The sequence below is a fragment of the Flavobacterium sp. ALJ2 genome (assembly GCF_015594725.1).
GTDB lineage: Bacteria > Bacteroidota > Bacteroidia > Flavobacteriales > Flavobacteriaceae > Flavobacterium.
In genome coordinates this window covers 63603-89539 of the sequence record NZ_JADNRC010000015.1, presented here as the reverse complement: position 1 = coordinate 89539, position 25937 = coordinate 63603, and the positions used below count along the sequence as shown (strand labels likewise).

Sequence of the window (25937 nt, the reverse complement as noted above, 5' to 3'; positions counted from 1 at the left end):
ATATTCCAATTAATAATTGCCTTTAATTACATCTGTTGTATTTTTTTCAGCCTCATCTCTCAATGCATAGAAATCCATATTAAAAGTATCTTTGAAGTACTTAACTACTATGGCTTCCTTCTTCTTAATATCATTTCTTGCTTTTTCACTTCCTATACCTGCTAAAATAGCTTCATAATCTTGTTTAGTATTAATTAAAATTACTGATGCCGTCTCAGCAAAATCTTCAACAATATTAGACCTCGCATAACTAGTTATAAAACCCAACTCTCTAGATTTGGCATCACTGTCTAGATGCCAAATCGCTGTATATCCTGATGGAGTAATTTTGGCCCAAGCCTGCTCATCAAAAGGTTTAGTCTGGTTTAAAATATGAATGTATTCATGCTGAATAGTGTGAACAAACTCTTTAACAATTTCACGCTTTTTATTATCGAGATAATCTACTTCAAAAAGGGTTATTCTCTGACCTCCTTCTGCAATTCCTAAAATTCTAGTACCACTCTCATTTGAATTTACTCCACCAACCAAAACAAATTCTCTTGGTGCAATTTTCTTAACAAAATCAGCTCCACCAATGGTTTCGTAGCTTTTTAACCATATTTTTTTAACAATCTCTAAAGCTGGCTGTACTTTATCGATAGTAGGAGGAAACAAAAACCTACTATTATCAACAGTATTTTGATTCCATTTATATAACGTGTTAATATTATACGGATTAAGGTAATTTTTAACAATCCAATTATCCAATTCTGTTCGTATAGGTTGATTAAAATCTAATTGGCTTTCCTTAGGCTGATCTTCTTGACCACAACTAGAAAAAATTACAACTATTCCTGCAATTAATGCTGTTTTTTTATATTTGTTTACTATTTTCATAATACTTTATATTAAATTTTTATCTAGGATTTTTTTCGATACCATTAGTTGATGCACTAAGTGGTATTTGTAAAACTCTACGTTTATCATCTTTAGTTAAAATATTTATTGCACTATTTAAATTATCATGTTCTACTTCAAGATTAAAACGCTTCACATCAAACCATCTCATTCCTTCATGAACAAACTCTCTTCTTTTAGTCTCAGCAATAGCTTTAACATATGAAGTTTGCAATGGAGTCATAGCGTAAAACGGCGTATATTCATTAGCAATTACTGGATATTTAGCAACAACTTTTGCTTCTGTTAACTTATCTGTTGTAGGATTATAACCTTCTGTTCTTGTCCCTAAAAAGAATTCTAGCTCTGTATTTGCTTCAGTGATTCTATTAGTCATTATAAGCGCTTCTATCCTATTTAAATAAAATTCATCGTTTGTAAAAAGTACTGTTGCTAAAAAAGGAAATCCGATACTTGCTGTTATATTAGTATACTTAAAATATTCTTGGAACTTAGGCACAAAATATGTTCGTAGATTAGTAACAGAATACTTCGAGTAGATCCAATCTTTGTCATATATATTCGACTCTATTCCAAAAATTTCAACATTTTTAACTTTGTTTAAATAATATCTGTTACTGGATTTAGATCTTGCGTAGATAGAACCTGATGATACAATTAATAAATTTGTATTATGTTCTTCTTTTGCATAATCAATAAGCTGTAATTCCGGTCCTAAACTTGTATTCGCTATATAATCTCTAATTTTCCCAGCTGGTTTAGATCCTAATCCTTCTGTAAGTTCTATTACTTTAGCCCAGTTTCCTTTTATAAGATAAAAACGACTTGCAAATGCTTTTCCTGCTTCTTTATTAAAATGAAATTTTGGTTGGTTATACTCGTTGGTTACATATTTCAGACCTTCATCAATGTCTTTTTGAATGTAATCATAAACTTCTGCAACAGTATTTCTAGTATATTTTTTAATCAATACGTTTTCTGGTTCTGTTACATATGGAATGCCTAAATCAGTTGCAGCAGTTGCAGGATTATATTGTTTAGACCAGAATGTCACTAACATAAAATGGGAATAGGCTCTAGCTAATAATGCCTCTCCTCTTTGTGGGTTCAAATTAGTAGGATATCCTAGTTGTTCAATAGCCTGTAATGCCTTATTAGCATGCGCAATAGCACTGTAACAGGCATCCCAATAATTAGACTGGGTGTCTACACCAGTATCATCTTGCATTTCCCAGTTATAATTCTGGCTGTTATTAGGTGATGCCCCTGTAAATCTTCCATCTCCAACGTTGTCAGACATTGTTTCTGCAAAATCCATATACGTTCCTCCTATCGGATATGCATTAACTAATAATTCTGATATTTTCTCTGGAGTATCTATTTGTGTTCTATTATCAGGCGTTTCCGAAAGAAACTCATCGCAACTACTAATACTAAATAGTAATACTAATGCTAGTGCTATTTTTATATTTTTCATAATTTAATACTATTATAATGAAATATTTAAAGTAAATGTATACTGAGAAGTTATAGGAAATGCAACTCCTCCTGTATTACGGAATTCAGGATCCTGACCGTTTAATCTTTTATCTGAATAAATTAACCAAGGATTAACTGCTGATCCTTTTAGAGTAAACGTATTTAAACCCAACTTTTTCTTAAACTCTTTAGGAAATTCCCAGCTTAATGAAATGTTTTTCAATCGCACAAAATCGCCGTCAGCAATTCTAACATCTGAATAATTGTAAGTGTTATATGCTCTTGCAAGCATACGTTCACCATCATAATTAGCATTTAATCTCTTATCTGCGATAACTGGAACATTCGTTCTATTTTCATCACCTTGATTAATCCATCTGTTGGTAAAATCTTTTGTAAAAACAGTTAAATCGTCATATTGACTATCATAAATAGGGTTTAAGCGAACTTTATTTCCTGCTGATCCTACGAAAAATACATATAATGACCAATTTTTATAAGTAAACGTATTAGCAAGTCCAAATGATTTATTTGGCTCAATTGAGCCTTCGTATTTTAAATAATCCGTTACATTATCACTATCCTGAAAATTAGCTCCGGTAATGTTATTTTTAGCTCCATCTTGCATTACAAATGTTGGAAGCCCCTGATTATTTAAACCTGTAAATTGATAAGAATAGATAGAATTTCTAGGACGCCCTATAGCATTTCCACCATTTCCATCAACTAGGTCATAAACTGTTGGTTTATTTTCTAACCTTGTGATTTCTTGATTATACACAGAAAAGTTAAATGTTGTTGACCATTTAAAATCTCTAGCTACAATATTTTGTGTTGTTAAACCAATCTCTAAACCTTTAGTTTCCATGTTTGCATTATTACCTTGCTTAGTTTTTTGTCCACCAATACCTGATGTTATAACATAATCAACTAAATCAAAGGCTTTACGTCTGTAGATATCGGTCACTAATTGTACTCGGTTATTAAACAATCCTAAATCTAAACCAATGTTAGTTTCAAATTGTTTTTCCCAAGTTAAATCTCCATTTTGTAGTTGATCAATTTGGATACCTATTTCTCTATCATTTAAACTTAAACGATCAGCTATTGCACTCTTATATATCGCCAAAGAATTTGTTGCAGGACCGGCAGTTGCAGTAAGTCCATAAGAAGCTCTTAATGCTAAATTATTTACTGCTTTGAAATTTTGCATGAATTTTTCTTCAGAAACATTCCATTTACCACTAAAAGTATACGTTGGTAACCATCTCGAAGAACCACTATTTCCTTGTCTATTTGAACCATCATAACGACCTGTAACAGATGCGGTATAGCGACGATCATAGGTATAACCTGCTTTTCCAAAAAAACCAATAGTTCGCTCTCTTTCAGCATTAAACGCAAAATAAGAACTCCCTTCATTGATTATTTTTTCAATAATTCTAGGATCAGTAAAGGCTGTAAGACCTCTATCATACTGAATACCTGCAGCTGTAAAATTATCACTATTTCTATCTAATGATCTTAACTCAGTACCGAAAAAGCCTTCTACTTCGTGTTTGTCATTAAAAGTATTTCTATAATTCACACTATTTCTAATATTATAAGATGTCATATCATTGTTGAACTTTCTTAAAAATCCTCCATTAGGTAAAACGGATACTGGTGGCGTAGATAAATCATTTGGATCTTTGTATAAAAAGATATTTGCATCTCTTACAATTGTAGTTTCCATTGCGTTATAAGCACCAACAATATTTGATTCCTTTAGAATTTTATGCTCTCTTGTTGTATTGGCATAACGAACAGATCCTGTAAGGTTATAAGTTAAGTGCTTATTTATTTTATAGTCTAAATCCAACTGAAAACGAATATCTTTTACATTAATATCCAAGTAGTTGTTTTTTAACTCGTTAATAATATTCATAGGAGCCCAGTTATTACGATAGTACTCTAAGTTCCCATTCTCATCATAAGGTCTTAACGTTCTGCTTGTATTTAAAACATAGCTAAAAGGATTAATATCGAAATCTCTCGTTACTTTTCCAAAAACAGCATCCTTCTGGCTTTCATATGTACCTGGAGCTTGCTGGTCTCTAACAGAAGCCATCGTAGATAAAGTAATATTCAAATTGTCATTTATAAAAAATGTCCCTTTTATATTTGATGACAATTGTTTTACATTATCAGCAATAGTCCATCCTGGATCTGTATAATATGCTAAAGATGCATAAAACGTATTATTTTTTCCACCACCAGAAAAACTCAAAGAGTGACTTTGTGTTATAGATGGTCTGAATAAAACTTTAAACCAATCAGTATTGGCTAATTCATATTTTTTCAGAAAATTATTACGACCAACTATATCATTGTTAACTAAATAACCATCTGTTTCAGGTACATAAGTATTAATAGCTCTTCCTAAAATATTATATACGCCACCGTATCTTCCTTGAATAGTCGAAGGCAAATCAAGATACCCTTTAGATTCCATTTCTTTAAAAATACTCATAGATTCTTGTGAGTTCAAAATATCATATTGATTATAATTTGGTACAGCTCTAGCACTTTGTTCTAACGAGTAAGATACTTTTAAAGGAGAATCTCTACGCCCTTGCTTAGTAGTTACAACTACAACTCCATTTAAAGATCTTGATCCATAAATAGACGTAGCCGAAGCATCTTTAAGAATTTCGATACTCTGAATGTCATTAGAGTTCAAACCGGCAACTGAAGAACTTAATAAAGTTTCTGAATTTCCAGAAGCTAAATCTGCAAATGAAATATTGATAATATCTTCTTGTACAACACCGTCAATAACCCATAAAGGTTTTGTATCTCCAAAAATTGAAGATGATCCACGCACTGTAATTTTAGGAGCAGTACCAAATGTACCAGTGACGTTTTGAACTGTAACACCCGCCGCTTTTCCTTCAATCATTCTGCTGATATCTGCAACACCATCAACTTTTAACTCTGCTCCAGAAATTTTACTGATCGCTCCTGTAAAAGTTCTCTTTGAGGTTTTCTCATAACCTGTAGTAATCACAACCTCTTTTAAGTTCTGACCTACCTCACTTAAGCTAATTGTAAGTGGTGAATTTACAATATCAACTTCTTTCGTTTCCATTCCTACATAAGAAACTATAAGTTTTTTACTATTAGCTGGCATATCGATTACAAAATTACCATCAGAATCAGTAAGTGCTGCAACCTTACTTCCTTTTGCAAGTACTGTAGCCCCTGGTAGAGGGTCACCTCTTTGATCAACTACTTTTCCCTTTACAACAGGAATAAATAAGCTCTCAAACAGAGAACTTGATGCATTTATATCTTCAAAGCTAGCTGATTGAGAACTATCCTTTTGCAATATAATTTGATTACTTACTTCTGAGTAAGTAATATTAAACGGTTTAAGTACTCGATTAAGAATACTCGATAAAGTTTCATCATTAGCTTCGATACTCACTATTTGATTTAGTTGAGTCATCCTTGAGTTATAAGAAAACTTAACTTTTGCTGATTTTTCAAGTTTAGATAACGCATTATCCAAGCTTAAATTAACAACGTCAATAGTTACTTTCGTGTCCAACTTCCTTTGTCCTTTCACACTATTTGCCATAGTGACACTTGAAAAAACAAATGCCAAGACAAACTGAAATAATGTTATTTTCATGATTCGAAAGAGTAATCGTTGTTTAACAACAGGTTTTTTCATAATTTTGGTTTGTTTAATTAATACTATTTACTGGGTATTGAGGAACATCAAAAATTACTCTTTACAGAGAGTAATTTTATTTTATCTAAGCGTCGAAAATGTTACAGCATCTTCGGCGCTTTTTTTATATATCTTTTTTTTACATAAATATTAGGTTTTATTCACATCCATTAGATGTAATGATGATTTGATTTCCATTCATCTCATAACTTGTATTGTTACCAAGGCTTTTACAAATAATTTTAAGTTTCTCCGGTAGTGGTTGGTCACTTAACGAAGTAGTAAGATGGCAATCTTTAAGACTTGAATGGGGAAAATCAATCTTTACCAAATATGCTTGTTCTATTGTTTTAAATATCTGCGTAACTGGAATATCTGTAAATTCGAAGCTTAACTGCTCAATATTACCTACAGAATGCGCTAAAGACTCATCTTGTGTAATATCTGTAATTTTATTAAAAGTAAATCCTTGACGTACAAAACGTAAGGCTTGATTTGGCAATAAAACAACTTCTCTTCTTTTTGAACTCAAATTTTCAAGTAGTTCATTAGATCTTACTGTAACTTTTCCTGTACGAACAAGTACTTCTACATTTGGTTGATCCGAATAAGCTTTGATTCTAAAACTTGTTCCTACAACTCGCGTAACTATCTCATTGGCGAAGACGAAAAATGGTTTTTTGGGATTCTTACTAATTTCAAAAAAGCCTTCGCCAGATAGATAAACTTTTCTCTCGTTACCTATAAATATTTTAGGATAACTTAGCTTACTGTTTGGTTTTAACAAAACAGAACTGCCATCAGATAAAGTTATAATTTGTGATTTATTTGTATTATTAGTTTGTTCTACAAGACCTTCATTATTTTCACTTACAAGTTCTTTATAAGTAATAACAGTATCCGTTTTTGCATTATCTTTATAGTACCAAGTAGCAACAAATCCAAAAAGCAAAACAGCTGCAGCTCCACTAAGCCAATAATTACTCCAAAGTTTAAGTACAGGGGAGTTTGCTCCTTTTTGGGCAATTTTTTTTCTTTCAATCTTATTCCAAGTAGATTCTAGTGCTAATTGAATATCTGCTTGAGATAAAGTAATCTCAGGAACATTCATTGCTAATAACCACAAACGAGCTTCCTCTACTAATTTGGCACGTTTAGAATTTTCTAGAGTCCATTCCTCCCAACGATCCAAATCTTCTTCAGATTGTACCCATCTATGAAATGATTCATTAGCTAAAAAATCTTCTACTTCTGTATAATTGTTACGTTCTTGCATCTTAAAATAAGGGGTTACAAAAACATAGAGGACAGTTTTTATTTTATATACTCACTTATTTATGATTATTTTTAGATTTAATTAAAAAAAACTAAAAAAGGCTTGAAGATAAGAGTACTAAAAGAGAAATATTCCCTTTCCATTCTTTACGTAGATTCAATAAAGCTCGATGCAATAAATTGTTTGCCGATTGATAATTAACATTAAGCATGTCTGCAATTTGCTCAACACTAAGTCCTTCATTGTATCGTAGAAACAATGCCTCTTTTTGTCTTCCTGGCAAACTATTTAATAATTTATTAAGATGTGAAACTTTGCTAAAAGTCTCTTCATCTACAATAAGTTGATGTTCTACAGAAAAATCAAATAAAAATTCAATCGAATCTATAGTAGTAGTTTTTCGAAAAATATGATCACGCTCATGAAGTCGAGCAATTCTCTTACGCACACTAGATAACAAATATGCTTTTACAACAACTGAATCATCTAATGTCTCTCTATATACCCAAATATCTGTGAATACATCCTGTACACAATCTTGTACTTTTTCAGCAAAAGCTGAAAGGGAATTTCCATAACGTACTAATTGTGCATAATGCTTTTCAAAAAGTAATGAAAAAGCCTTTTCATCACCAGCCTTCAGATTATTCCAGAGTACAGAATCATCAAAGACATCTACCTTCGTTATTGTTTGGACTTTCATAATTTGGTTTTGGTTAATTGCCAATATTCAATGCAAATACACTGATGTATAAGACAGTCATAATCATCATTAAAGTGTATTGGTTTGAGAATTTTAATGCTAACAAATAAAAACTTACATTTTATTTTTTTGATGAATTGAAGTTCTACTGTATTTTTAAATTTATAAGTAGCAATCAATTCAACCAATGATTTTATTTTTATTAACATTTCAATGAATTTCAATCGTGATTGTATTACGAAAATTCTAATAAATACGCTTATTTACAAAACTTAAGAGCCCTCGATATCAGGTACAGTTTAGCAATGGATTTCTATTTATTAAACAAAACATTCAAAAAAGGAAAAGTTAAAATTAACCTTATATTTAATATTTTATTAACAAACATAAACAATTATGAATAGAAAAATAATTTATAATCACAAAATTTTAAAGAAATATAACAATGAAAATGAAATTGCATTTTTTTATAGAAATCTACTTTTTTTGAGCATGTCTATTCAAAATTCAATAACCTTAGGTTAACTTCTTTTTTTAGTAAAAAAGTCAAAAATACATAAACGATACTGTTTATCAACTGAGAGGTAAATCATCTAACAATAGCTTTCTCACCCTTAAAAAACACTGTTTTCTTATAGATTATAAGCATCTAATTACATTAAATAAGAAAAACAATTTAATTTTATGTAGAAATTTTCTTAAAACAGGTAACTTTATTGTTTTCTAACAACTTTAAAATTTTAATTATGGCATTTGAATATATAGAAATTGAAAGAGTAGAAAAACTTACTAAAAAAGAATTCATAGAAAATTATTACAAACCTCAAAAACCTGTTGTTATAACTAATCAGATAGAAGATTGGCCCGCTTTTACAAAATGGAATTTTGACTTTTTAAGAGAAGTCGCAGGTGATAAAACTGTTCCTCTATATGACAATCGCAAAACGGACCATACCAAAAAAGTCAATGAGCCAGATTTTACAATGACTATGTCCGAATATGTCGATATACTCGTAAAAGGACCTACTAACTTACGTATATTTTTATATAATTTAATGAAAGATGTGCCGTCAATGAAAGATGATATGCGATGGCCAAAACTGGGACTTCGGCTAATAAAAAGTTTACCATTGGTCTTTTTTGGAGGTCAAAATGCTAAAGTATTTATGCATTATGATATTGATTTTCCTAACATATTTCATATCCATTTTCAAGGAAAAAAACAGTGTGTATTAGTAGATCCTAAAGAAACAAAATACATGTATCGCCTTCCCTACTCTTGGATTTGTAATGAAGATATAGATTTTGACAATCCAGATTATGAAAAATTTCCAGCTCTTAAATTAGTAAAACCATATATAACTAACTTAGAACACGGCGAAATGCTTTATATGCCCGAAGGTTGGTGGCACTATATGAAATACACCACTCCAGGATTTTCGTTAAGCCTACGCTCTTTATCCGGAAGACCAACTAACTTACTTAAGGGATTGGCAAATGTAGCAGTTATTCGTCATTATGATAATTGGATGCGAAAGCGTAAAGGACAGGCTTGGCTTGATTATAAAGATGAAGAATCTATTAGAAGAACAAATGCTTTATTAGATGTTCAAAGCAACAAAGATTCGAAACTAACAGAGCTAAGAAAACAACCATAATACTACTCCAATATTATCAGAAATGACAATATTTAGGAAAAGAACTTTGTACTCTTCATATATATCTTAGCAAACTTTACAGTTAATTTTTCTGCCACAGATTAGAATGATTAAAAAATCACAGTTTCCTATCTACAATCCTAAAAGTGAGATTAATTCTTGGCAAGATATCCTTTGTAGTCTTAGGAACCTGATGTTGCCAAAAACTTTGTGTTGTTCCGCCCATTAATAAATAAGACCCGTGATGTAACGGGATTTCTAATTGTGGAATTTCTTTTTTAAATTTATGTCTTAATTTGAAAACTCGAGTTTCACCAAAACTGACTGAGGCAATAATAGCATCTTTTCCTAAATCTTGCTCACGATCACTGTGCCAACTCACTCCGTCTTTTCCATTTCGATATAAATTAAGCAAAACACTATTGAACTTTACTTGTGTCTCTGCTTCTACTCGATCTTTTATTTGCAATAATTCAGGTGTCCAATCTGGGCAATCAAGCGCAACACCAGTATCACTTTTGTCTTCATACCAAGAGATCATTCTAGGTACTTTAAGTGATTTATCATAAATTTCCATTTCGTATTCACGCCAAGCTGTTCTATTTAACAGCAGGTCATAATAATGATCTGATTCTTCCTTCGTAAAAAGAGAATCGTGCAATATCAATTCGGTGTCAGGCAGATCAAAAACCTTTCTTCCTCTATTGCCACTTGTAAAAATTTCGGTATCCTTAAAAAGTAACATGCTTATTGAATTAAGTGAAATCAACTAATAACTAGTATCTGCTTTTATTTAAAACAAAATTAGTATATATCATCACAAATCACGTATCTTTACTGTGATAAATTATCCCATTAACATATGTCGTTATTTTCTGAAAATATTAAGCACCTTAGAGCCCGAAAGGAAATTTCACAACGTGAAGTAGCCGAAGGTTTACACATCTCTCGTGATCGTTATGCCAAATATGAAGATGGAAAAAATTCGCCTCCACCGGAAATATTAGTAGCTATATCTCGCTTTTTTCACATTAGTATTGATATTTTGCTTTCGGTAGAAATGAAAAAAATTCCTATGGGCGAATTACTAAAATTAGGAGATAACCGAATATTATTACCAATTACAGTTGATAAAAATGGTGATAATTTAATCGAAATCATTCCGCATAAAGCAAAAGCAGGATACCTTACTGGTTACGCTGATCCTGAGTTTATCGAAAACTTACAGCATATCTCACTTCCGTTCTTAGGCCACGGAAAACACAGGGCTTTTCCGGTTGAAGGAGATTCTATGCCTCCGCATGAAAGTGGGTCTTTTATAGTTGGTCGCTATATAGAGAATTTAGGCGAGGTCCTTGATGGCAGAACTTATATTCTTATTACAAAAACTGATGGTATAGTTTACAAACGTCTTAACAAAAATGGAAAGAATGATTTAATGGCACATTCTGATAATACTTTTTACCCACCATATTTAGTAAAAGCTTCAAATATTTTAGAAATTTGGGAATATGTATGTAACATTGGTCGAAATGATAAAGAACAAAAAACTTCAGAAATAGACGATGTTAAAACTATGTTTTTAGAATTAAAAAACGAAATCAAAGCGCTAAAAAATAGTTGATTTTTAAAAATATAATCACCTAAATTCCATTTATCCTACACCATTTTTCTCTTTAAAGTTGGATATAATATATCTCCAAACTCTTTAATAGCGATGGGTTTACTCAAAAAATCGGTAACATATCGATTACTTTTAATTCGTTTTATTTCTTCTCTTACTAATGAAGACGAAAGAACAAATATTTGAGTTTCATGCCTTAAATCTTCTGAAAGCTTATCATACTCAATAAGAAATTCAAAACCAGTCATTATTGGCATTTGAATATCAAGAAGAATAACTAGAGATTGAGAAAAATTTTTACGATTATCTACAATCCATTCTATTCCCTCTTTACCATTATTAACAGCATTTACATGAGTTACATCAAGTACCTTTTTAAGCAGTTGTTTTATAACTAGCTTATCGATATCGCTATCTTCTATCAGCAAAAAAACATATTTAGATTCCATGGTGTTGATACTATTTTGGGGAATATGGTATTAACATTTTATTTTTATTTCTTAAATTATATACTATAATCTAGGTATTGTTACTACAAACTTACTTCCAACAGCAAATTCAGATTCTATCTCAATACTACCATTAAGACTTTTTACAGCTTCTTTCAGTATATACAAACCTAATCCCGAACCTTTATTACTATCAATAACATAGAACATTTCGAATATATGTTCTTTAAATTCTGGTTTAATTCCAATTCCATTATCAATTACTTCTATTTTATAAAAATCACCTTCACTATAAGTCTTAATTAAAATACGCATTTCTTGCTTACTTTCATCTGCATATTTAATAGCATTAGAGAGTAAATTGTGTATGATAATTTTTAATCTAAGACTATCACTTTTAATTACGTCTACTAAAATTTCAATATCTACTATAATACGATCTGAATTCTTTATGTGTGTATGCTGTATTATCGCTCCTTCAAACAAACTTATTAAACTAATATATTCTAAAACAACTCCTTTTCTTTTGTTTTTAGAGTAATCAATAATATCACTTATAAATTGATCTTGCTTAATTAAGCTTAATTTCATCAAATTTAGGTATTCTCTTATTTGACCTAAGTCATCCTCCATTTGAGTAATCTCTATCAACCCTTTGAGGGAAGTTATTGGAGACCTTAAATCATGTGAAGCGCTGTAAACAAATCTATCCAGTTCTTTATTAGCAAGAATTAAATTTTCATTATTCGTTTCAACTTCCTTTTTCGATATTATAATATTTTTAACCATTATTGAATAATAGATACAAACACTACTAACAATTATTAAAATAAAAACAATGTTAGTAAAGATCAGTTGATCTTTAATTACACGTGTTCCTTCTCCTAATATATCCGAAAATTCACGCTCATTTATTGTTAACTTATCACTTATTACACTAATTAAATTAAGAAAGTTTTTTTGATCTGCTTCACTTAAACTAGACGTTTTTATTTTTTTATCAATTGTTTTCCCAACCTCAGCTAATTCATTAACTAAGTTATCTGCCTGTTCCCACTCATTAATGGCTTTTGCTAAAAAAGAAACGGATTTAAAGTTTCTAAACAGCCAAATCATATCGTCTAAATCCTTTTCATGATTGCGACCATCTCTTAATCCATTTTTAACAGTATTAACATCTCCATTATTTAAGAGTACTATTCTGGCAATCCAATCACCTTGAGGTACTTTTAATTCTTCCTGATATAATTTCCACTGCTCTTCATCTTCTGTATACAAATATGTTATAAGGTGTCTTACTGCATCTTTCTGTCCTTTTGAATAGTGTGACTCTCCATTAACATACGCTCTATTTACAGATAAAATCTTAATTGTATAAAAATTAATAAAAATTAAAAATGCACAAGATAAAAATACTATTAGTAAAAGAATGTAAACATTTGGGAGCTTAAGGTTTTCTATAATTTTGGTTTTAGGCATATTATAAATAGTGATTATGAGGCTTATTTATACCAAGTCAATTAAAATTGATTTAAATTTAAGCATTTATTAGATAATTCTAACAAAAAAAAAATAAAAGCACATACATTATTTTAACAAGTTTAACTTTATTTATAATATTAATTTAATCTCTGGAGTAAAAAAACTGCACACTGTAAATCAGCACATCAAGTAAAATTCGCTTCAAAAATTAACATTTTATTGGTATTCTACTTAACCTATAGATTTTAATATAACCAAAATCTGAGTTACATTTGCACCATAATTTAGAGGATATAAATAAAAAGGCATATTAAATTTCCTTTAATTCTATAAGAGTTTGACACTTCCTTTATTTTATTAATGCATACAAATAGTTAGATATGATAGAATTAAAAAATATAACCAAGAAGTTTTACAAGACTGGAAGGGAAATTACAGCCCTTAAGAATGTCTCTCTTCATGTACCGCAAGGGAAAATTTTTGGTGTAATTGGTACTTCGGGAGCAGGAAAAAGCACCCTTATACGTTGCATTAATTTATTAGAGAAACCTACTTCGGGGGATGTAATCATTGATGGGAAATCATTATTACAACTATCGAATGCTGAACTAGCACAGGAAAGAAGACAAATCGGAATGATTTTTCAGCATTTTAATCTACTTTCATCTAGAACTGTTTTTGGTAATGTAGCTTTTCCGTTGGAGCTAGCGGGAGTTTCTAAAGACGAAATTAAGACCCGAGTAAAAGAATTACTAGAGCTTGTAGGTCTTGAAGAAAAAATAAATGATTATCCTGCTAGTCTTTCTGGAGGACAAAAACAACGTGTGGCTATTGCAAGAACTTTGGCTAATAATCCTAAAGTATTACTGTGTGATGAAGCGACAAGTGCTTTGGACCCAGGAACCACAAGATCTATTTTGGATTTACTAAAAGACATAAACAAACGATTAAATATTACCATCTTACTTATTACTCATCAAATGGAAGTTGTAAAAGCCATTTGTGATGAAGTTGCTGTGATTAGTAATGGTGAATTAATCGAGCAAGGAACTATTGGTGAAATTTTTGCCAATCCAAAGCATCCTTTAACAAGTGAATTTATTGCTTCTTCGTTACATATTGAAATTCCTGAAATATATCAAGAACGCCTTTCTGTAGCTTATAAAAAAGGACTAAATCCTTTATTGCGATTAGAGTTAAATGGTAAGTCGGTAAACGAGCCTATACTCACCCAAGCAGCACGCAAATTTAATATTAATGCCAATATTATAACCGCACAAACTGCATTTGCTGGTGACGTAAATTTTGGAATTCTTATTGTAGAACTTTCTGGTGACGAAAGTGAGCAAGATCAAGCAATTAATTTTTTTAAAGAAAAACACATAAAAACTGAAATATTAGGCTATGTCTGAATCTATTATAATATTATTATTAAAAGGTACATTAGAAACCATTACAATGACCTTACTTTCTGGTTTCTTTGGTTTTATCTTGGGGCTTCCAGCAGGGATATTTCTATTCCTAACCCGCAAGGGACAAATTATGGAACATGTTTTATTTAACCGAATTTTGTCGGTTATAGTTAACATATTCAGATCTATTCCTTTCATCATTTTAATTGTTTGGATGATTCCTTTTACCAGAGCATTAGTAGGAACTTCTATTGGAGTGAGTGCTGCATTAGTACCACTTAGCATTGGAGCTGCACCATTTATCGCAAGATTGGTCGAAAACAGTCTTTTAGGATTGCCTTCAGGATTAATAGAAGCTGCAAGAGCATTAGGAGCAACTCCTTTTCAGATTGTATATAAAGTATTGTTACCAGAGGCACTTCCGTCGATTATCAATGCTGCTTCAATTACCTTAATTACACTTGTAGGTTATTCTGCAATGGGTGGTGCTGTAGGCGCTGGTGGTTTAGGACAAATTGGGTATCAATATGGGTATATTGGTTATGATGCTACCATCATGAATGCGGTATTGATTCTTCTTGTTGCTCTTGTATTTATTATACAATTTGCGGGAGATGCACTTTCAAAACGTTTTGATCACAGATAAAAAATAATTTTAATATTAAAATAAGAACATGAATACAAGAAATAAATTTTCAATACTAGCCGGAATAGCACTACTTACATTAGTATTTGCAAACTGTGGGAAAGAGAAAAAAAACGACCCTAATCATATCATTGTTGGAGTTGCTGCAGGACCAGAATTTGCAGTTGCTCAAGCAGCCCAAAAAGTTGCAAAAGAAAAATACGGACTGGATGTAGAGCTAATTACATTTAACGATTATGTAGTTCCTAACGAAGCATTAAACCAAGGTGATATTGATGTAAACGCATTTCAGCACAAACCTTATCTTGATGAACAATCTAAACAAAGAGGGTATAAACTTGCTATCATCGGGAAAACCTTTGTTTATCCTATCGCTGGATATTCTAAAAAAATAAAAACACTTGCCGAATTACAGCCAGAAAGCACAATTATTATTCCTAATGATCCTACAAATGGTGGCCGTTCGTTACTATTATTGCAAAAAAACGGTCTTATAAAACTTAAAGATGGCGTTGGGCTTTTGCCAAAAGTAACTGATATTGCCGAAAACCCTAAGAACCTAAAAATAATGGAATTAGAAGCGCCACAAATAGCAAGAGCGCTTGACGATGCTAATGTAACTATTGCAATTATCAACAATACTTTCTCCTCTCAAGCTGGTCTTGTACCGTCTAGAGACGCCTTGTTTGTAGAAGATAAAGATTCTCCATATGTAAACTTAATTGTTTCTAGAGAAGATAATAAAAACGAAGAAAAGGTTAAAAACTTTCTTAAAGCATTCCAATCTGAAGAAGTAGCAAAAGTCGCTGAAAAAGAATTTAAAGGAGGCGCTGTTAAGGGCTGGTAATCTTTTAGTACCAATATTCAGTTGGCAGTTGCAACTACAGTAAAAGGCAGATAAGATATTGTATTAATATCTCATCTGCCTTTTACTTTTTTTCTTTCTACACAATCCACTGAAAATTGCCTCTGATAATAAACTTCGCATCTCACAACCTTTGAACCTTTCTAAACCATCTCCCCAGCTATCATTTTCCCATTAAAGAATACACCTTCTCTTTTCGGCAAACGAGCTACAGCTTCGGCTGAACAACTTGCTTTTACCAAAATAAAATTAGCGTCATTTCCTATTGCTGGCCATACCCTGTTTCCTGCATCGTTAAGTGGCAATACCTCGTTTGTTGTAGCAATATGCAAGGCACGGCTTAAACTATACTCATCTGTCCAACCATAAAGTTGTGCACATAATTTTGCCTTTTCAAGCATATCACAAGTCCCAAAAGGCATCCAATGATCTACGATACTATCTGTACCTGTCATTAATTTCACACCATATTTTTTTAAAGTTGGAATCGGCATTATCGTTTTACCAATAGGAATTGTCGAAACGACTCCTATACCAAGTACTCCCATTTGTTCTGCAACTTTTTCTAAATCTTTAGGCTCCATTTTTGCCAAAGCAAAACCATGACTTATATATGTTTTTCCTTGCAGTTGCTTATTTTCTTCAGTTCTTTTGATAATATGTTCTATCGCGGCTTTACCCGATGGAAGTCCTTCATGCAAATGAATATCAATTCCTTTATTAGTATCAATTGCAATTTGAACCATTGTATCCAACGATTTTTCCATATTTCCATCTACATTTGTTGGATCTAATCCTCCGATGAAATCTATTCCCATTGCTGCAGCTTCTCGTAGTAACGATTCCGATTGTGAATATAAAATTCCATGTTGTGGAAAAGCTACAATTTCCCACCCAAAACTATCTTTATTTTTATCTAAAGCCGCAAGTAAATGTTCTAAGCTTTTTAATCCGCTAACTGGATCAATATTACATTGACAACGGGAAAAATAGCTTCCCTGGCTTTGCATAAGTTTAATCGCTTCTTCTGCTTTATACTGAGAATCCGTGAGCAATTGCGGTATAATTTTTTGCTCCAGCGTTATCATATCTTTTACTGTATATCCTTTTCTAGGCGCAGCATTCCAGTTCCCTCCATAATACGTTTTATCAATATGAATATGCATATCTCGTAATCCTGGAAGCATTAAAAATCCTTTGCCATCAACCGTTTTTAATTTTGTTACTGGTTTATTTTTAGTAATACTTTTTATTTTACCATCTGCAATATGCAAATTATATAAAGCTGTTTTTGTCGCAACAACTTCATTTTTTTCATTGTATTCAAAACCTTCTTCTAATCTTACATTACTTAAAATATATTCTTTTAAAGCTGACTTCTTCCCATCCTCTGCCTGTTCTTGTGTCATTGCTGTAACGCCTATTCCCGAAAACAATGCGGCACCTGTAGCTGCTGCTCCCAATCCTAAAAATTTTTTTCGGCTTATTGTATTTTCTTCCATACGTTATATTTTATTTTCCTTTAGCTTCTTCTAATACTTTTATCATTTCTGTGTACCCACTTTTTTTAGCATGCGCTAATGATGTTATACCGTTTTTATCTGCAATATTTACATTACAGCCGCCTGCAATTAATGCTTTTACAATATTTACATGCACTTTACCTCCATCACTAAGTATGACTGCTTCTAATAATGCAGTCCATCCCAAATTATTAATATGATCTTTAGGGTAATTAGGTGTGTTAACTAACAATTTTACCACATCCAGATGTCCTTTTTCAGCAGCTGGAATAAGTGCCGAACCTCCATAACGATTATATACGCCAAAATTTGCTCCATGATTTAAAGCCAATTTTACGATCTCAAGATTCCCTTCTGCTCCAGCATATAAAAATGGACTATTGAGCATTTTATCTTGCGCATTTACATTGGCACCCGCATTAATTAATACTGTTGCTATTACATTATCCTGATTATAAACAGCCCTCATTAAAGGAGTTTCTCCATCAATATTTTTTGTTTCTAAAGAAGGTTTTTCTTTTAAAAGTGCAATTACATTATCAATATCTCCCGCTTCAACCGCTTCCATAAGTGTTTTATCTTTCATCTTATCTGTTTTTAAATCTGTTTGTTTAGAAGAACATCCCATTAATATTAGAACATATAAAATCGAGCAATATCGCAGATTGCTTCTGTTTTTATTTTTTTCCATATCATTTTTAAAATTCATAATTGTTTCCGGAAAACAATTGTTATTAATTGTTTACAAAAATCGGTTAGATTTTTTAACGGCAATGGTATTATTAATGAGAAGGATGGTAAAGATTATAACTTTCTTTAAAATCGCCTGGTGTTTTTCCTGCATATTTTTTAAAAACCTTACTAAAATAGCCGTTATCATTAAAGCCCAATTGGTAGGCTATTTCTTTTATAGATAAATCGGTGCTAGTAAGCAATCGTTTGGCTTCGAGAATTGTTCTTTCTTTTATCACGTCGCTTGCAGGCATCATTAAATACTTCTGAGAAAGTATGTTTAGATAATTAGGAGTAATACTGAGTCTATCAGCATAAAAACCTACTGAAGACTCTGTTTGAAAATTAGCATCTACTAAATCATTAAACTTCTTTATTACTTTTTCTGGCCTACCCGAAAAATGATATTCAGGAAACTGTTCCAAATAATCTTTTTGCAATAGCTTAAAAAGTAAATGCAAGCGAAGTAAAATTATTTCTTTTGTAAGTAAATCGTTTTGAGAAAGTCCAATTTCTATCTCTTGCAGATGATTTTTATTTTTTTGAAATTCTTCTTTCGTTAAAGAAAGGCATGACGGAACGCTTTGTCCAAAATATGGAAGCTGTGATAAATTAGAAAAAACAGTAATTACCTCAGCCGAAACCATAAGCTGAAATCCTATCGTATTTGCATTAAGTAACCAATTGTGTACTTGCCCTGGCCGTATAAAATAAACCTGATTATCTGCTACTGTATGCTGTGTAAAATCTATATTATGAAATCCTGTACCTTTCTCTACAAAAAATAACATGTAAAAATCATGTTTGTGAGGTTCCTCAAATGCATCTCGTCCCTTTACGCTATGCTGAAATAGTGTAATACCCAAAGTTTCTTCACCAAGAATATTACCAACAGATAAAATAGGAATGGAATAGTTGCTCAAGATAATGGTACTATTAATTATACTCTTCCAAAAATATATAATTAATTCTATAAAATGACTCCTATTTTTTTACAATGTAGATTAATACGAAGAATAAATATCTCAAGTATATTTATTCTTCGTATTGAATTAATCTATTTAAGAGTCTCTACATTTCCTGTACGGGTAAGTACTCCCCAACTCTGACTTTCTCCTTTTATAGCTCTTCTTAATGCCTTAAATAATATAACATACATCAATTGTCGGTATACAAATCGTTGAGGTATCAGCCAGATTAATTTTGTTAGTTTTTCTTTTTCGAATATAAAAGCAACAAGACTTACCAACATATCCACCAACATAAAAACTATGTAATAAATTCCTATTTTGTGCAAACTGTCTATATCGTTATGGTTCCAAATTAAACTCAGTATCAGTACTAAATCGGCCAGAGGAGCAAAAACAGGCAATATTATCTGAAAAATTAATAGATTTGGTAACGACACCATTCCTAATCCTTTGAATTTTGGATTAAAACAAGCATCTCTATTTTTCCAGAAAGCCTGCATTATACCATAACTCCATCGAAACCTTTGCTTCATAAACTCGTTAAGACTTTCTGGAGCTTCAGTTACTGCAATAGCTTCTATACAATTTATAATGCGATAATCATTTCTTAGTATGCGAATAGTCAAATCACAATCTTCGGCAAGAGTATCAGTTGTAAAACCTCCTGCTTTTTTGATAGCTTCTTTTTTAAATGCTCCAATTGCACCCGGAACAACTGTTATACCGTTGATTAAATCAAAAGCTCTTCTGTCAAAATTTTGAGCTGTAGTATATTCAATACTCTGCCATTTGGTAAGCATCGTATTTTCATTTCCTACTTTCACATTTCCCGCGATAGCTCCAATTTCCTGATTGTTTTTTAACTGCATTCTAAAACCTTTCATCAATTGCGAAATCGCATCCGTTTTGAGTTGCGTATCAGCATCGATACATACTACATAATCATTTTGTGTAAGTGTAATACCATAATTTAATGCCGAAGCTTTACCTCCGTTAAGTTTGGTATGTACTTTTACAACAGGATTATTTTTAAAAGCATCACTTACCATTTTAAAGGTGCGGTCTTTTGATCCATCATCTACAAAAACAATATCAAAATCAGAATAATCCTGGCGAAGTAAATTCTCTATAGTTTTTATTGCATTTATTTCTTCATTATAAGCAGGTACAATAATACTCACTTTTGGGGAGGAACCAATAATTGGATTGTAAACAGGCGGGTATTTATGATCTTTCCATTTTTTTATAAATGCCATTCCTGCCATAAGTGCAATACGTAAAAAACCTAGAAAAATAGCAACCCAAAACGTAGCTGTTATAAATTGTCCAAACCAATATACAAAATCAAAAACTATATTATCCAATGTTATATAATCTCCTTTTGCCTTGGGCATAATTTCATTTTTTGTTTTACCCAACAAATGCGAAACTGTTGTAAACTGAATCCCTCTATCTTTAAAATATTTAATTATTCTTGGTAAAGCATCTACAGTTGCTTGTCTGTTTCCACCAGCATCGTGCAACAAAATAATTCCTTTATCAGGATTAGCTTCATACTGTTTTATTGTTCTTGAATAAATAGTATCGGCGCTAACTCCTTTCTCCCAGTCGTTAGGATCAATGCTTTCACCTACTGTGTAATAATTTTGAATTTTACTTAATGCAACAGGTCTTAATTCGGCTTCAGTAGTCGGTTCTGCATCTGCATTATAAGGAGCTCTAAAAAGCACTGTGCTCCTTCCTGTAACTGCTTCTATCAACAATCTTGTTGTTTCCATTTCTGCCGAAGCTCTTTCTGAACTAACCAATGCTATATTGGGATGCGTAAAAGTATGGTTACCTATTTCGTGTCCTTCATTGTAAATTCTTTGCAGTAAAGGAATATTACCCTCCCCTTGCAATCCTATGATAAAGAAAACTGCTGGTACTTTTTCTTTCTTTAAGATATCTAATATTTGTGGCGTATAAGTAGGATCAGGACCGTCATCAAACGTTAAAACTACTTGCTTCTGAACATTCCCAAACTTGCTAATTACATATTTAGTTGGCAATTGCACATAACTTTGTTCTGTAATTATAGACTCAACAGGATCTGTTTCAAGATTTATAATTCCAGGTTGTGGATCTGTAATAACATCTAGTATTTCGCCATCTCCTATATAATCAGGCGTTTCGAATCTTGTGTTTACATGTTTGAGTTTTTTAAAATTAAATGGATTTTCTTTAATACTGGCATTGGTTAAACTTCGCTGATAATAGCTCCACAATCGCTGATCTTCACTTCCTAATCTCCACAATGCCGTTCCAGCAATTCCATATTCATCGGCAAATCGGATAGTATTAAAGTTGGTAGCTGCATCTGCAAAATAAACTTTATGTTCTTTCTCGTTACCATCTCGATAACTAAAAGAGTTATTATAACTATCATTATTAAATTTGATAGTTGCGCCATATTGTTTGGCTAGAGCAATTGCTTCATTATAACTTACTGTCACTCCTTGGCTGTTTTGTTGCCAATCATATCCATAACCTGCAAAACAAAGTATGATTTTATCCGAAGGGATTTCTTTAACGGTTTCGTCTAATATTCTTTCTATCCACTTCTGGCTGCTAATATCTCCTGGTACACTACCGCTATAATGCTCATCATAAGCCATTAAAAACATATAATCATTATATTGGGATAACGCTTTTATATTAAAATCGGTATCACCAGCCATTATATCCTGCGTAACTAAATATCCTAAAGGTTTTAATTTTTCATAAAGTTCTTTTTGGAAAGCTATAATCGGTTCATCACTATTTTCTTTAAACTCTTCAAAGTCAATATTAATACCCTGTAATTCATATTGTTTAAGATTCTTTACAATATCATTAATTAGTCTTTCTCTTTTTGTTTTATCATGAAGAATACGATGAATTAGATTCCCATCAAATTCACCTTCCCCGAGTGATTCATTGATATTATTAATTATCGGAACTATTTTTACATGACTTTTCTTCATTACTTTCAATGCCGCAGTATCAATTTCTGTTCGCAATAAATCGGTTTTAGGATCAATAAAAAACCATTCTGGAATAACCATATTAAGTTTATTGATATTCTTTTGCAATGAGAATAAGCTCTGTGGATCCCAATCAACATAAAAAGCAGCCCTTACTTGTTGTATATTTATAACAGCTGGTTTTGTTCTTAGTTTTTCTATTTTTCTCTTTTCTCTTAAGAAATAATCAAATCCTTTATATTTTTTTAATTCTTTCGCACTTAGTTCTTCTGGAACAATCGGGTTAGTTAAACTTAGTTCTGTTTTTACATTGGTACCCAAAAGAGGTAATGCTGGTTTCAACCCTCTTTTTAGCGTGATGAAGAAAATCGGAATCATTAAGAGGATAATAAATATAACAAATCTTGTTGACCACTGAAAACTTCTCCAACGATACTTAGTGTTGGTCTGAAATACTTGTTTTTTATTCTCCATGTAGTATTTATGTATAATTTGCTGTTATAATTAATCTTTTACTATTACCTCAAAAAACCTTCCTTTTTTATAAAATACTCAATCAAGGAATTTCATGATTTGTAATGTTTTTTAAATTAATCCTTGGTTTAATTTAAATTTAAAATTACTTCACTTAAATGAAAAACAGATTAACTTTTAATAATTTACCATGTATATTTATACTAATTAAATTATTTATTATATTTTAAAATTCAATACAATATATTCATAATAAGACACTTAATTAATACAATATTGAAAACACTATCAAAAGTCAATAATTACTTCCAAAAAATCAAAGAAAGAAGTATCCCGTTATTATCTAGAAACGGAAAAATATTAACCCAATTTATAGTAACCCTTTTCTTTCTTGGAGTTGCTATTTGGTTTGTTAAACAAGAACAAACTGAATTATCTCAGATCAAGAATAGTTTTACAAATGCAAAAATTCAATGGATAATTGCTGGATTTTTCACAACTATGCTCTACATTCTCCTCCAGGGATTAATGTACATAAACTCTTTTTCGGCAATTGGAGTTCGGATTAAACTTAAGCAAGCGCTCTCTTTATTTTTAAAACGAAATTTTATTAGCGTTTTTATTCCTGCTGGCGGTGTGACTTCACTCTATTTTTTTACAGAATCGATAATAGAAAAAGGTGTTGAAAAAACACAAGTACATTTGGCATCGACTATTTATGGATTTATTGGCATCTTGTCAGTAGTAATAGTTGGAATCCCTTTGTTTATTTATACACTACTAAATGGTACAATTACTTCTAGCGAATGGATCGGAATGTCTATAATCATTCTATTAATTCTTGTATTGTTTGCATTGTTTAATTCAATGGTAAACAAAGGATTCGCAAACAAATTATTTTTAAAATGGTTTCCAAAAACTGAAATATTCATAACCGATTTGCAAAATCATAATATCAATAGAAACAAATTTATTCGTACCGTTTTCATCTCTATTCTTATTGACATAATTGGGGTTGTACATTTGTATATTGCTATGATAGCACTACAGCTTGAACCTTCATTAGTTGCTGCATCCATGGGATATATAATAGCAGTTATCTTTCTTATCATATCCCCTTTTCTTCGAGGGCTGGGGCCTGTAGAGGTTTCAATGGGTTTTATATTAATACGTTATGGTTTTACCAATGCCGAGGCAATTTCTATTACGTTACTATATCGGGTATTTGAATTTTGGCTTCCATTATTCGCAGGAATGCTAACTTTTTTATCTAAAATAAATAAACTCTTAATGAGAATTATTCCGGCCTTATTACTATTTCTCCTTGGAATAATTAATATCATTTCAGTCCTAACTCCTGCAATTAGTGGCCGATTAATGCAATTAAAAGGCTTTTTACCTCTAGAAGCAATCCATCTATCTAATTATCTAGTTTTTACATCGGGGCTATTCTTATTAGTTACCTCATCATTTATGCTAAAAGGCTTAAAAATGGCTTGGTGGTTTGGTTTAGCATTATCGATAATTTCTCTTATAGGGAATCTTACTAAAGCAATAGATTTTGAAGAATCGACTCTTGCGCTAATAGTATGCATCAGTTTAATTGCAACCCGAAAAGAATATTATGTCAAAACCAATCCCAGACTCCGTCTATTGGGTTTACAAACTGCAATTTCAAGTATAATAGCGGTACTAATTTACGGCATTATCGGTTTTTATTTTTTAGATAAAAAACATTTTAATATTGATTTTAGCATCGGTCAATCCATTCGATATACTTTGCAAAATTACTTTTTGCTGGGGAGTTACGATTTGATTCCTTTAGATAATTTTTCAAAACATTTTCTAGCATCAATTAAAATTAGCGGGTTTATTTCTTTCGCCTTTTTAATTTATACGTTAATAAAACCTTATATATTAAAAAATTCTGTTACAACTGCAGAAAAAGAAATTGTAAAAGAACTTCTAAAAAAATACGGAAATTCTTCTTTAGATTATTTTAAAACTTACTTTGATAAACTTTTATTCATTTCACAAAACAATGATGCTTTTATTGCTTATCGAATTTCTGGTAATTATGCTGTAGTACTTGAAAATCCTGTCGCAAAAAATGAAGTCGAAATAAAGCAATGTATAATTGAATTTGACAATTATTGTTATGAAGCTGGATTAAAAAGCATTTATTATCGTATTCCCGAAGAAAATCTGGAAGTATATAAATCACTTGGTAAAAAATATTTTTTTATTGGTCAAGAGGGAGTTGTTGACTTAACAACTTTTAATTTAGAAGGGGGTAGTAAAAAATCGTTACGTAATGGATTAAAGAAAATTAGTGACTTACAGTTAAAAACCACTATCAATTTACCTCCTATAAAAGACGGGGTATTACAAAAAATACAATCCGTTAGCGACGAATGGCTAGAAGAAACTGGACGCAAAGAAATTCTTTTTTCTCAAGGTGTTTTTTTGTGGGACGAGCTAAAAAAACAAACTATAATCACGGTTGAAAATAACGAAGAAAAAATCATTGCATTTCTTAATATCATTCCAGATTATACTAAGAACGAAGGAACCTACGACCTAATTAGAAAAACTACTGATGCTCCAAATGGCATAATTGATTTTATTTTAATTGAACTTTTTAATCACCTAAAATCTCAAAATCTTACTGCTGTAAATATTGGTCTTGCGCCAATGAGCGGCATTAAAAACCCAACTACCATTCAAGAAAAATCAATGAAATATGTGTATGAAAAAGTAAAGTCATTTTCGCATTATAAAGGCCTAAGAGATTTTAAAGAAAAGTTTTCGCCTTCATGGCATAACCAATATATTGTCTTTACGGATGATTATGATTTAATACAAATACCGCAAGTTCTATCAAAAGTGATAAAACTATAATTTTTTTTTAGTTAAATTAAAATTATGAAAGTTCAAATCATTTTTATTTCCTTCATTTTGCCCAAAATAATTTTACAACCTTATATAAATATAATAACCAAAAACGCCTGCAAAGAAAT

At 31.3% G+C, this 25937-nt stretch carries 18 protein-coding genes; 6 read left to right on the top strand and 12 right to left on the bottom strand.

Annotated features, from left to right (window positions below):
• Positions 1 to 9: 9 nt before the first annotated feature.
• From IUY40_RS16130 to IUY40_RS16110, 5 genes are all read right to left on the bottom strand, one after another.
• On the bottom strand, positions 10 to 879 hold the full coding sequence (locus tag IUY40_RS16130) for a putative zinc-binding metallopeptidase (RefSeq protein ID WP_195737887.1): 870 nt from the start codon (positions 877 to 879) through the stop codon (positions 10 to 12).
• A 19-nt stretch (positions 880 to 898) separates the two neighbouring features.
• Positions 899 to 2377: a RagB/SusD family nutrient uptake outer membrane protein gene (locus tag IUY40_RS16125; protein WP_195737886.1), complete on the bottom strand. Its 1479-nt coding sequence runs from the start codon at positions 2375 to 2377 to the stop codon at positions 899 to 901.
• Between the two features lie 12 nt (positions 2378 to 2389).
• A complete protein-coding gene (locus IUY40_RS16120) occupies positions 2390 to 6097 on the bottom strand; it encodes a SusC/RagA family TonB-linked outer membrane protein (RefSeq protein WP_195737885.1) in 3708 nt (1235 codons plus the stop codon).
• Between the two features lie 157 nt (positions 6098 to 6254).
• A complete protein-coding gene (locus tag IUY40_RS16115; protein WP_195737884.1) occupies positions 6255 to 7373 on the bottom strand; it encodes a FecR family protein in 1119 nt (372 codons plus the stop codon).
• 91 nt (positions 7374 to 7464) lie between these two features.
• Positions 7465 to 8076, bottom strand: a complete 612-nt coding sequence (locus IUY40_RS16110; RefSeq protein ID WP_195737883.1) for a sigma-70 family RNA polymerase sigma factor — start codon at positions 8074 to 8076, stop codon at positions 7465 to 7467.
• A gap of 746 nt (positions 8077 to 8822) precedes the next feature.
• Between IUY40_RS16110 and IUY40_RS16105 the strand changes: the two genes are divergently transcribed.
• Positions 8823 to 9734: a cupin-like domain-containing protein gene (locus IUY40_RS16105; RefSeq protein ID WP_195737882.1), complete on the top strand. Its 912-nt coding sequence runs from the start codon at positions 8823 to 8825 to the stop codon at positions 9732 to 9734.
• Positions 9735 to 9852: 118 nt separating this feature from the next.
• Here IUY40_RS16105 and IUY40_RS16100 read toward each other — a convergent pair whose 3' ends face one another.
• Positions 9853 to 10479 (bottom strand): alpha-ketoglutarate-dependent dioxygenase AlkB, encoded by a 627-nt coding sequence (locus tag IUY40_RS16100; protein ID WP_195737881.1) that lies wholly within the window; start codon positions 10477 to 10479, stop codon positions 9853 to 9855.
• A gap of 117 nt (positions 10480 to 10596) precedes the next feature.
• Here IUY40_RS16100 and IUY40_RS16095 point away from each other — a divergent pair, with 117 nt between their 5' ends.
• Positions 10597 to 11358 (top strand): LexA family transcriptional regulator, encoded by a 762-nt coding sequence (locus IUY40_RS16095; RefSeq protein WP_195737880.1) that lies wholly within the window; start codon positions 10597 to 10599, stop codon positions 11356 to 11358.
• Positions 11359 to 11393: 35 nt separating this feature from the next.
• Here IUY40_RS16095 and IUY40_RS16090 read toward each other — a convergent pair whose 3' ends face one another.
• Entirely contained in the window at positions 11394 to 11807 is a 414-nt protein-coding gene (locus IUY40_RS16090) for a response regulator (protein WP_195737879.1), read from the bottom strand.
• A gap of 63 nt (positions 11808 to 11870) precedes the next feature.
• Entirely contained in the window at positions 11871 to 13286 is a 1416-nt protein-coding gene (locus tag IUY40_RS16085) for a HAMP domain-containing sensor histidine kinase (RefSeq protein WP_195737878.1), read from the bottom strand.
• A gap of 383 nt (positions 13287 to 13669) precedes the next feature.
• On the opposite strand from IUY40_RS16085, the gene metN reads away from it, so the two are divergent.
• From metN to metQ, 3 genes are read left to right on the top strand one after another with little or no spacing between them, the layout of a single operon-like run.
• Positions 13670 to 14701 carry a methionine ABC transporter ATP-binding protein MetN gene (gene metN, locus IUY40_RS16080; RefSeq protein ID WP_195737877.1) on the top strand — a complete coding sequence of 344 codons (1032 nt, stop codon included), beginning with the start codon at positions 13670 to 13672 and terminating at the stop codon, positions 14699 to 14701.
• Complete coding sequence (metI, locus tag IUY40_RS16075; RefSeq protein WP_195737876.1) at positions 14694 to 15347, top strand: methionine ABC transporter permease MetI; 654 nt, start codon at positions 14694 to 14696, stop codon at positions 15345 to 15347. Before metN ends, metI begins: the two co-directional genes overlap by 8 nt.
• Before the next feature lie 28 nt (positions 15348 to 15375).
• On the top strand, positions 15376 to 16194 hold the full coding sequence (metQ, locus tag IUY40_RS16070) for a methionine ABC transporter substrate-binding lipoprotein MetQ (protein ID WP_195737875.1): 819 nt from the start codon (positions 15376 to 15378) through the stop codon (positions 16192 to 16194).
• A gap of 161 nt (positions 16195 to 16355) precedes the next feature.
• Here the strand turns inward: metQ and IUY40_RS16065 are convergent, their stop codons facing one another.
• The 4 genes from IUY40_RS16065 to IUY40_RS16050 form a co-directional block, all read right to left on the bottom strand.
• On the bottom strand, positions 16356 to 17714 hold the full coding sequence (locus IUY40_RS16065) for an amidohydrolase (RefSeq protein ID WP_195737874.1): 1359 nt from the start codon (positions 17712 to 17714) through the stop codon (positions 16356 to 16358).
• A gap of 10 nt (positions 17715 to 17724) precedes the next feature.
• A complete protein-coding gene (locus IUY40_RS16060) occupies positions 17725 to 18426 on the bottom strand; it encodes an ankyrin repeat domain-containing protein (RefSeq protein ID WP_195737873.1) in 702 nt (233 codons plus the stop codon).
• A 91-nt stretch (positions 18427 to 18517) separates the two neighbouring features.
• On the bottom strand, positions 18518 to 19390 hold the full coding sequence (locus tag IUY40_RS16055) for a helix-turn-helix transcriptional regulator (RefSeq protein ID WP_229335596.1): 873 nt from the start codon (positions 19388 to 19390) through the stop codon (positions 18518 to 18520).
• A 134-nt stretch (positions 19391 to 19524) separates the two neighbouring features.
• Entirely contained in the window at positions 19525 to 22917 is a 3393-nt protein-coding gene (locus IUY40_RS16050; protein ID WP_195737872.1) for a polysaccharide deacetylase family protein, read from the bottom strand.
• 276 nt (positions 22918 to 23193) lie between these two features.
• On the opposite strand from IUY40_RS16050, the gene IUY40_RS16045 reads away from it, so the two are divergent.
• Complete coding sequence (locus IUY40_RS16045) at positions 23194 to 25818, top strand: phosphatidylglycerol lysyltransferase domain-containing protein (protein ID WP_195737871.1); 2625 nt, start codon at positions 23194 to 23196, stop codon at positions 25816 to 25818.
• Positions 25819 to 25937 lie beyond the last annotated feature (119 nt).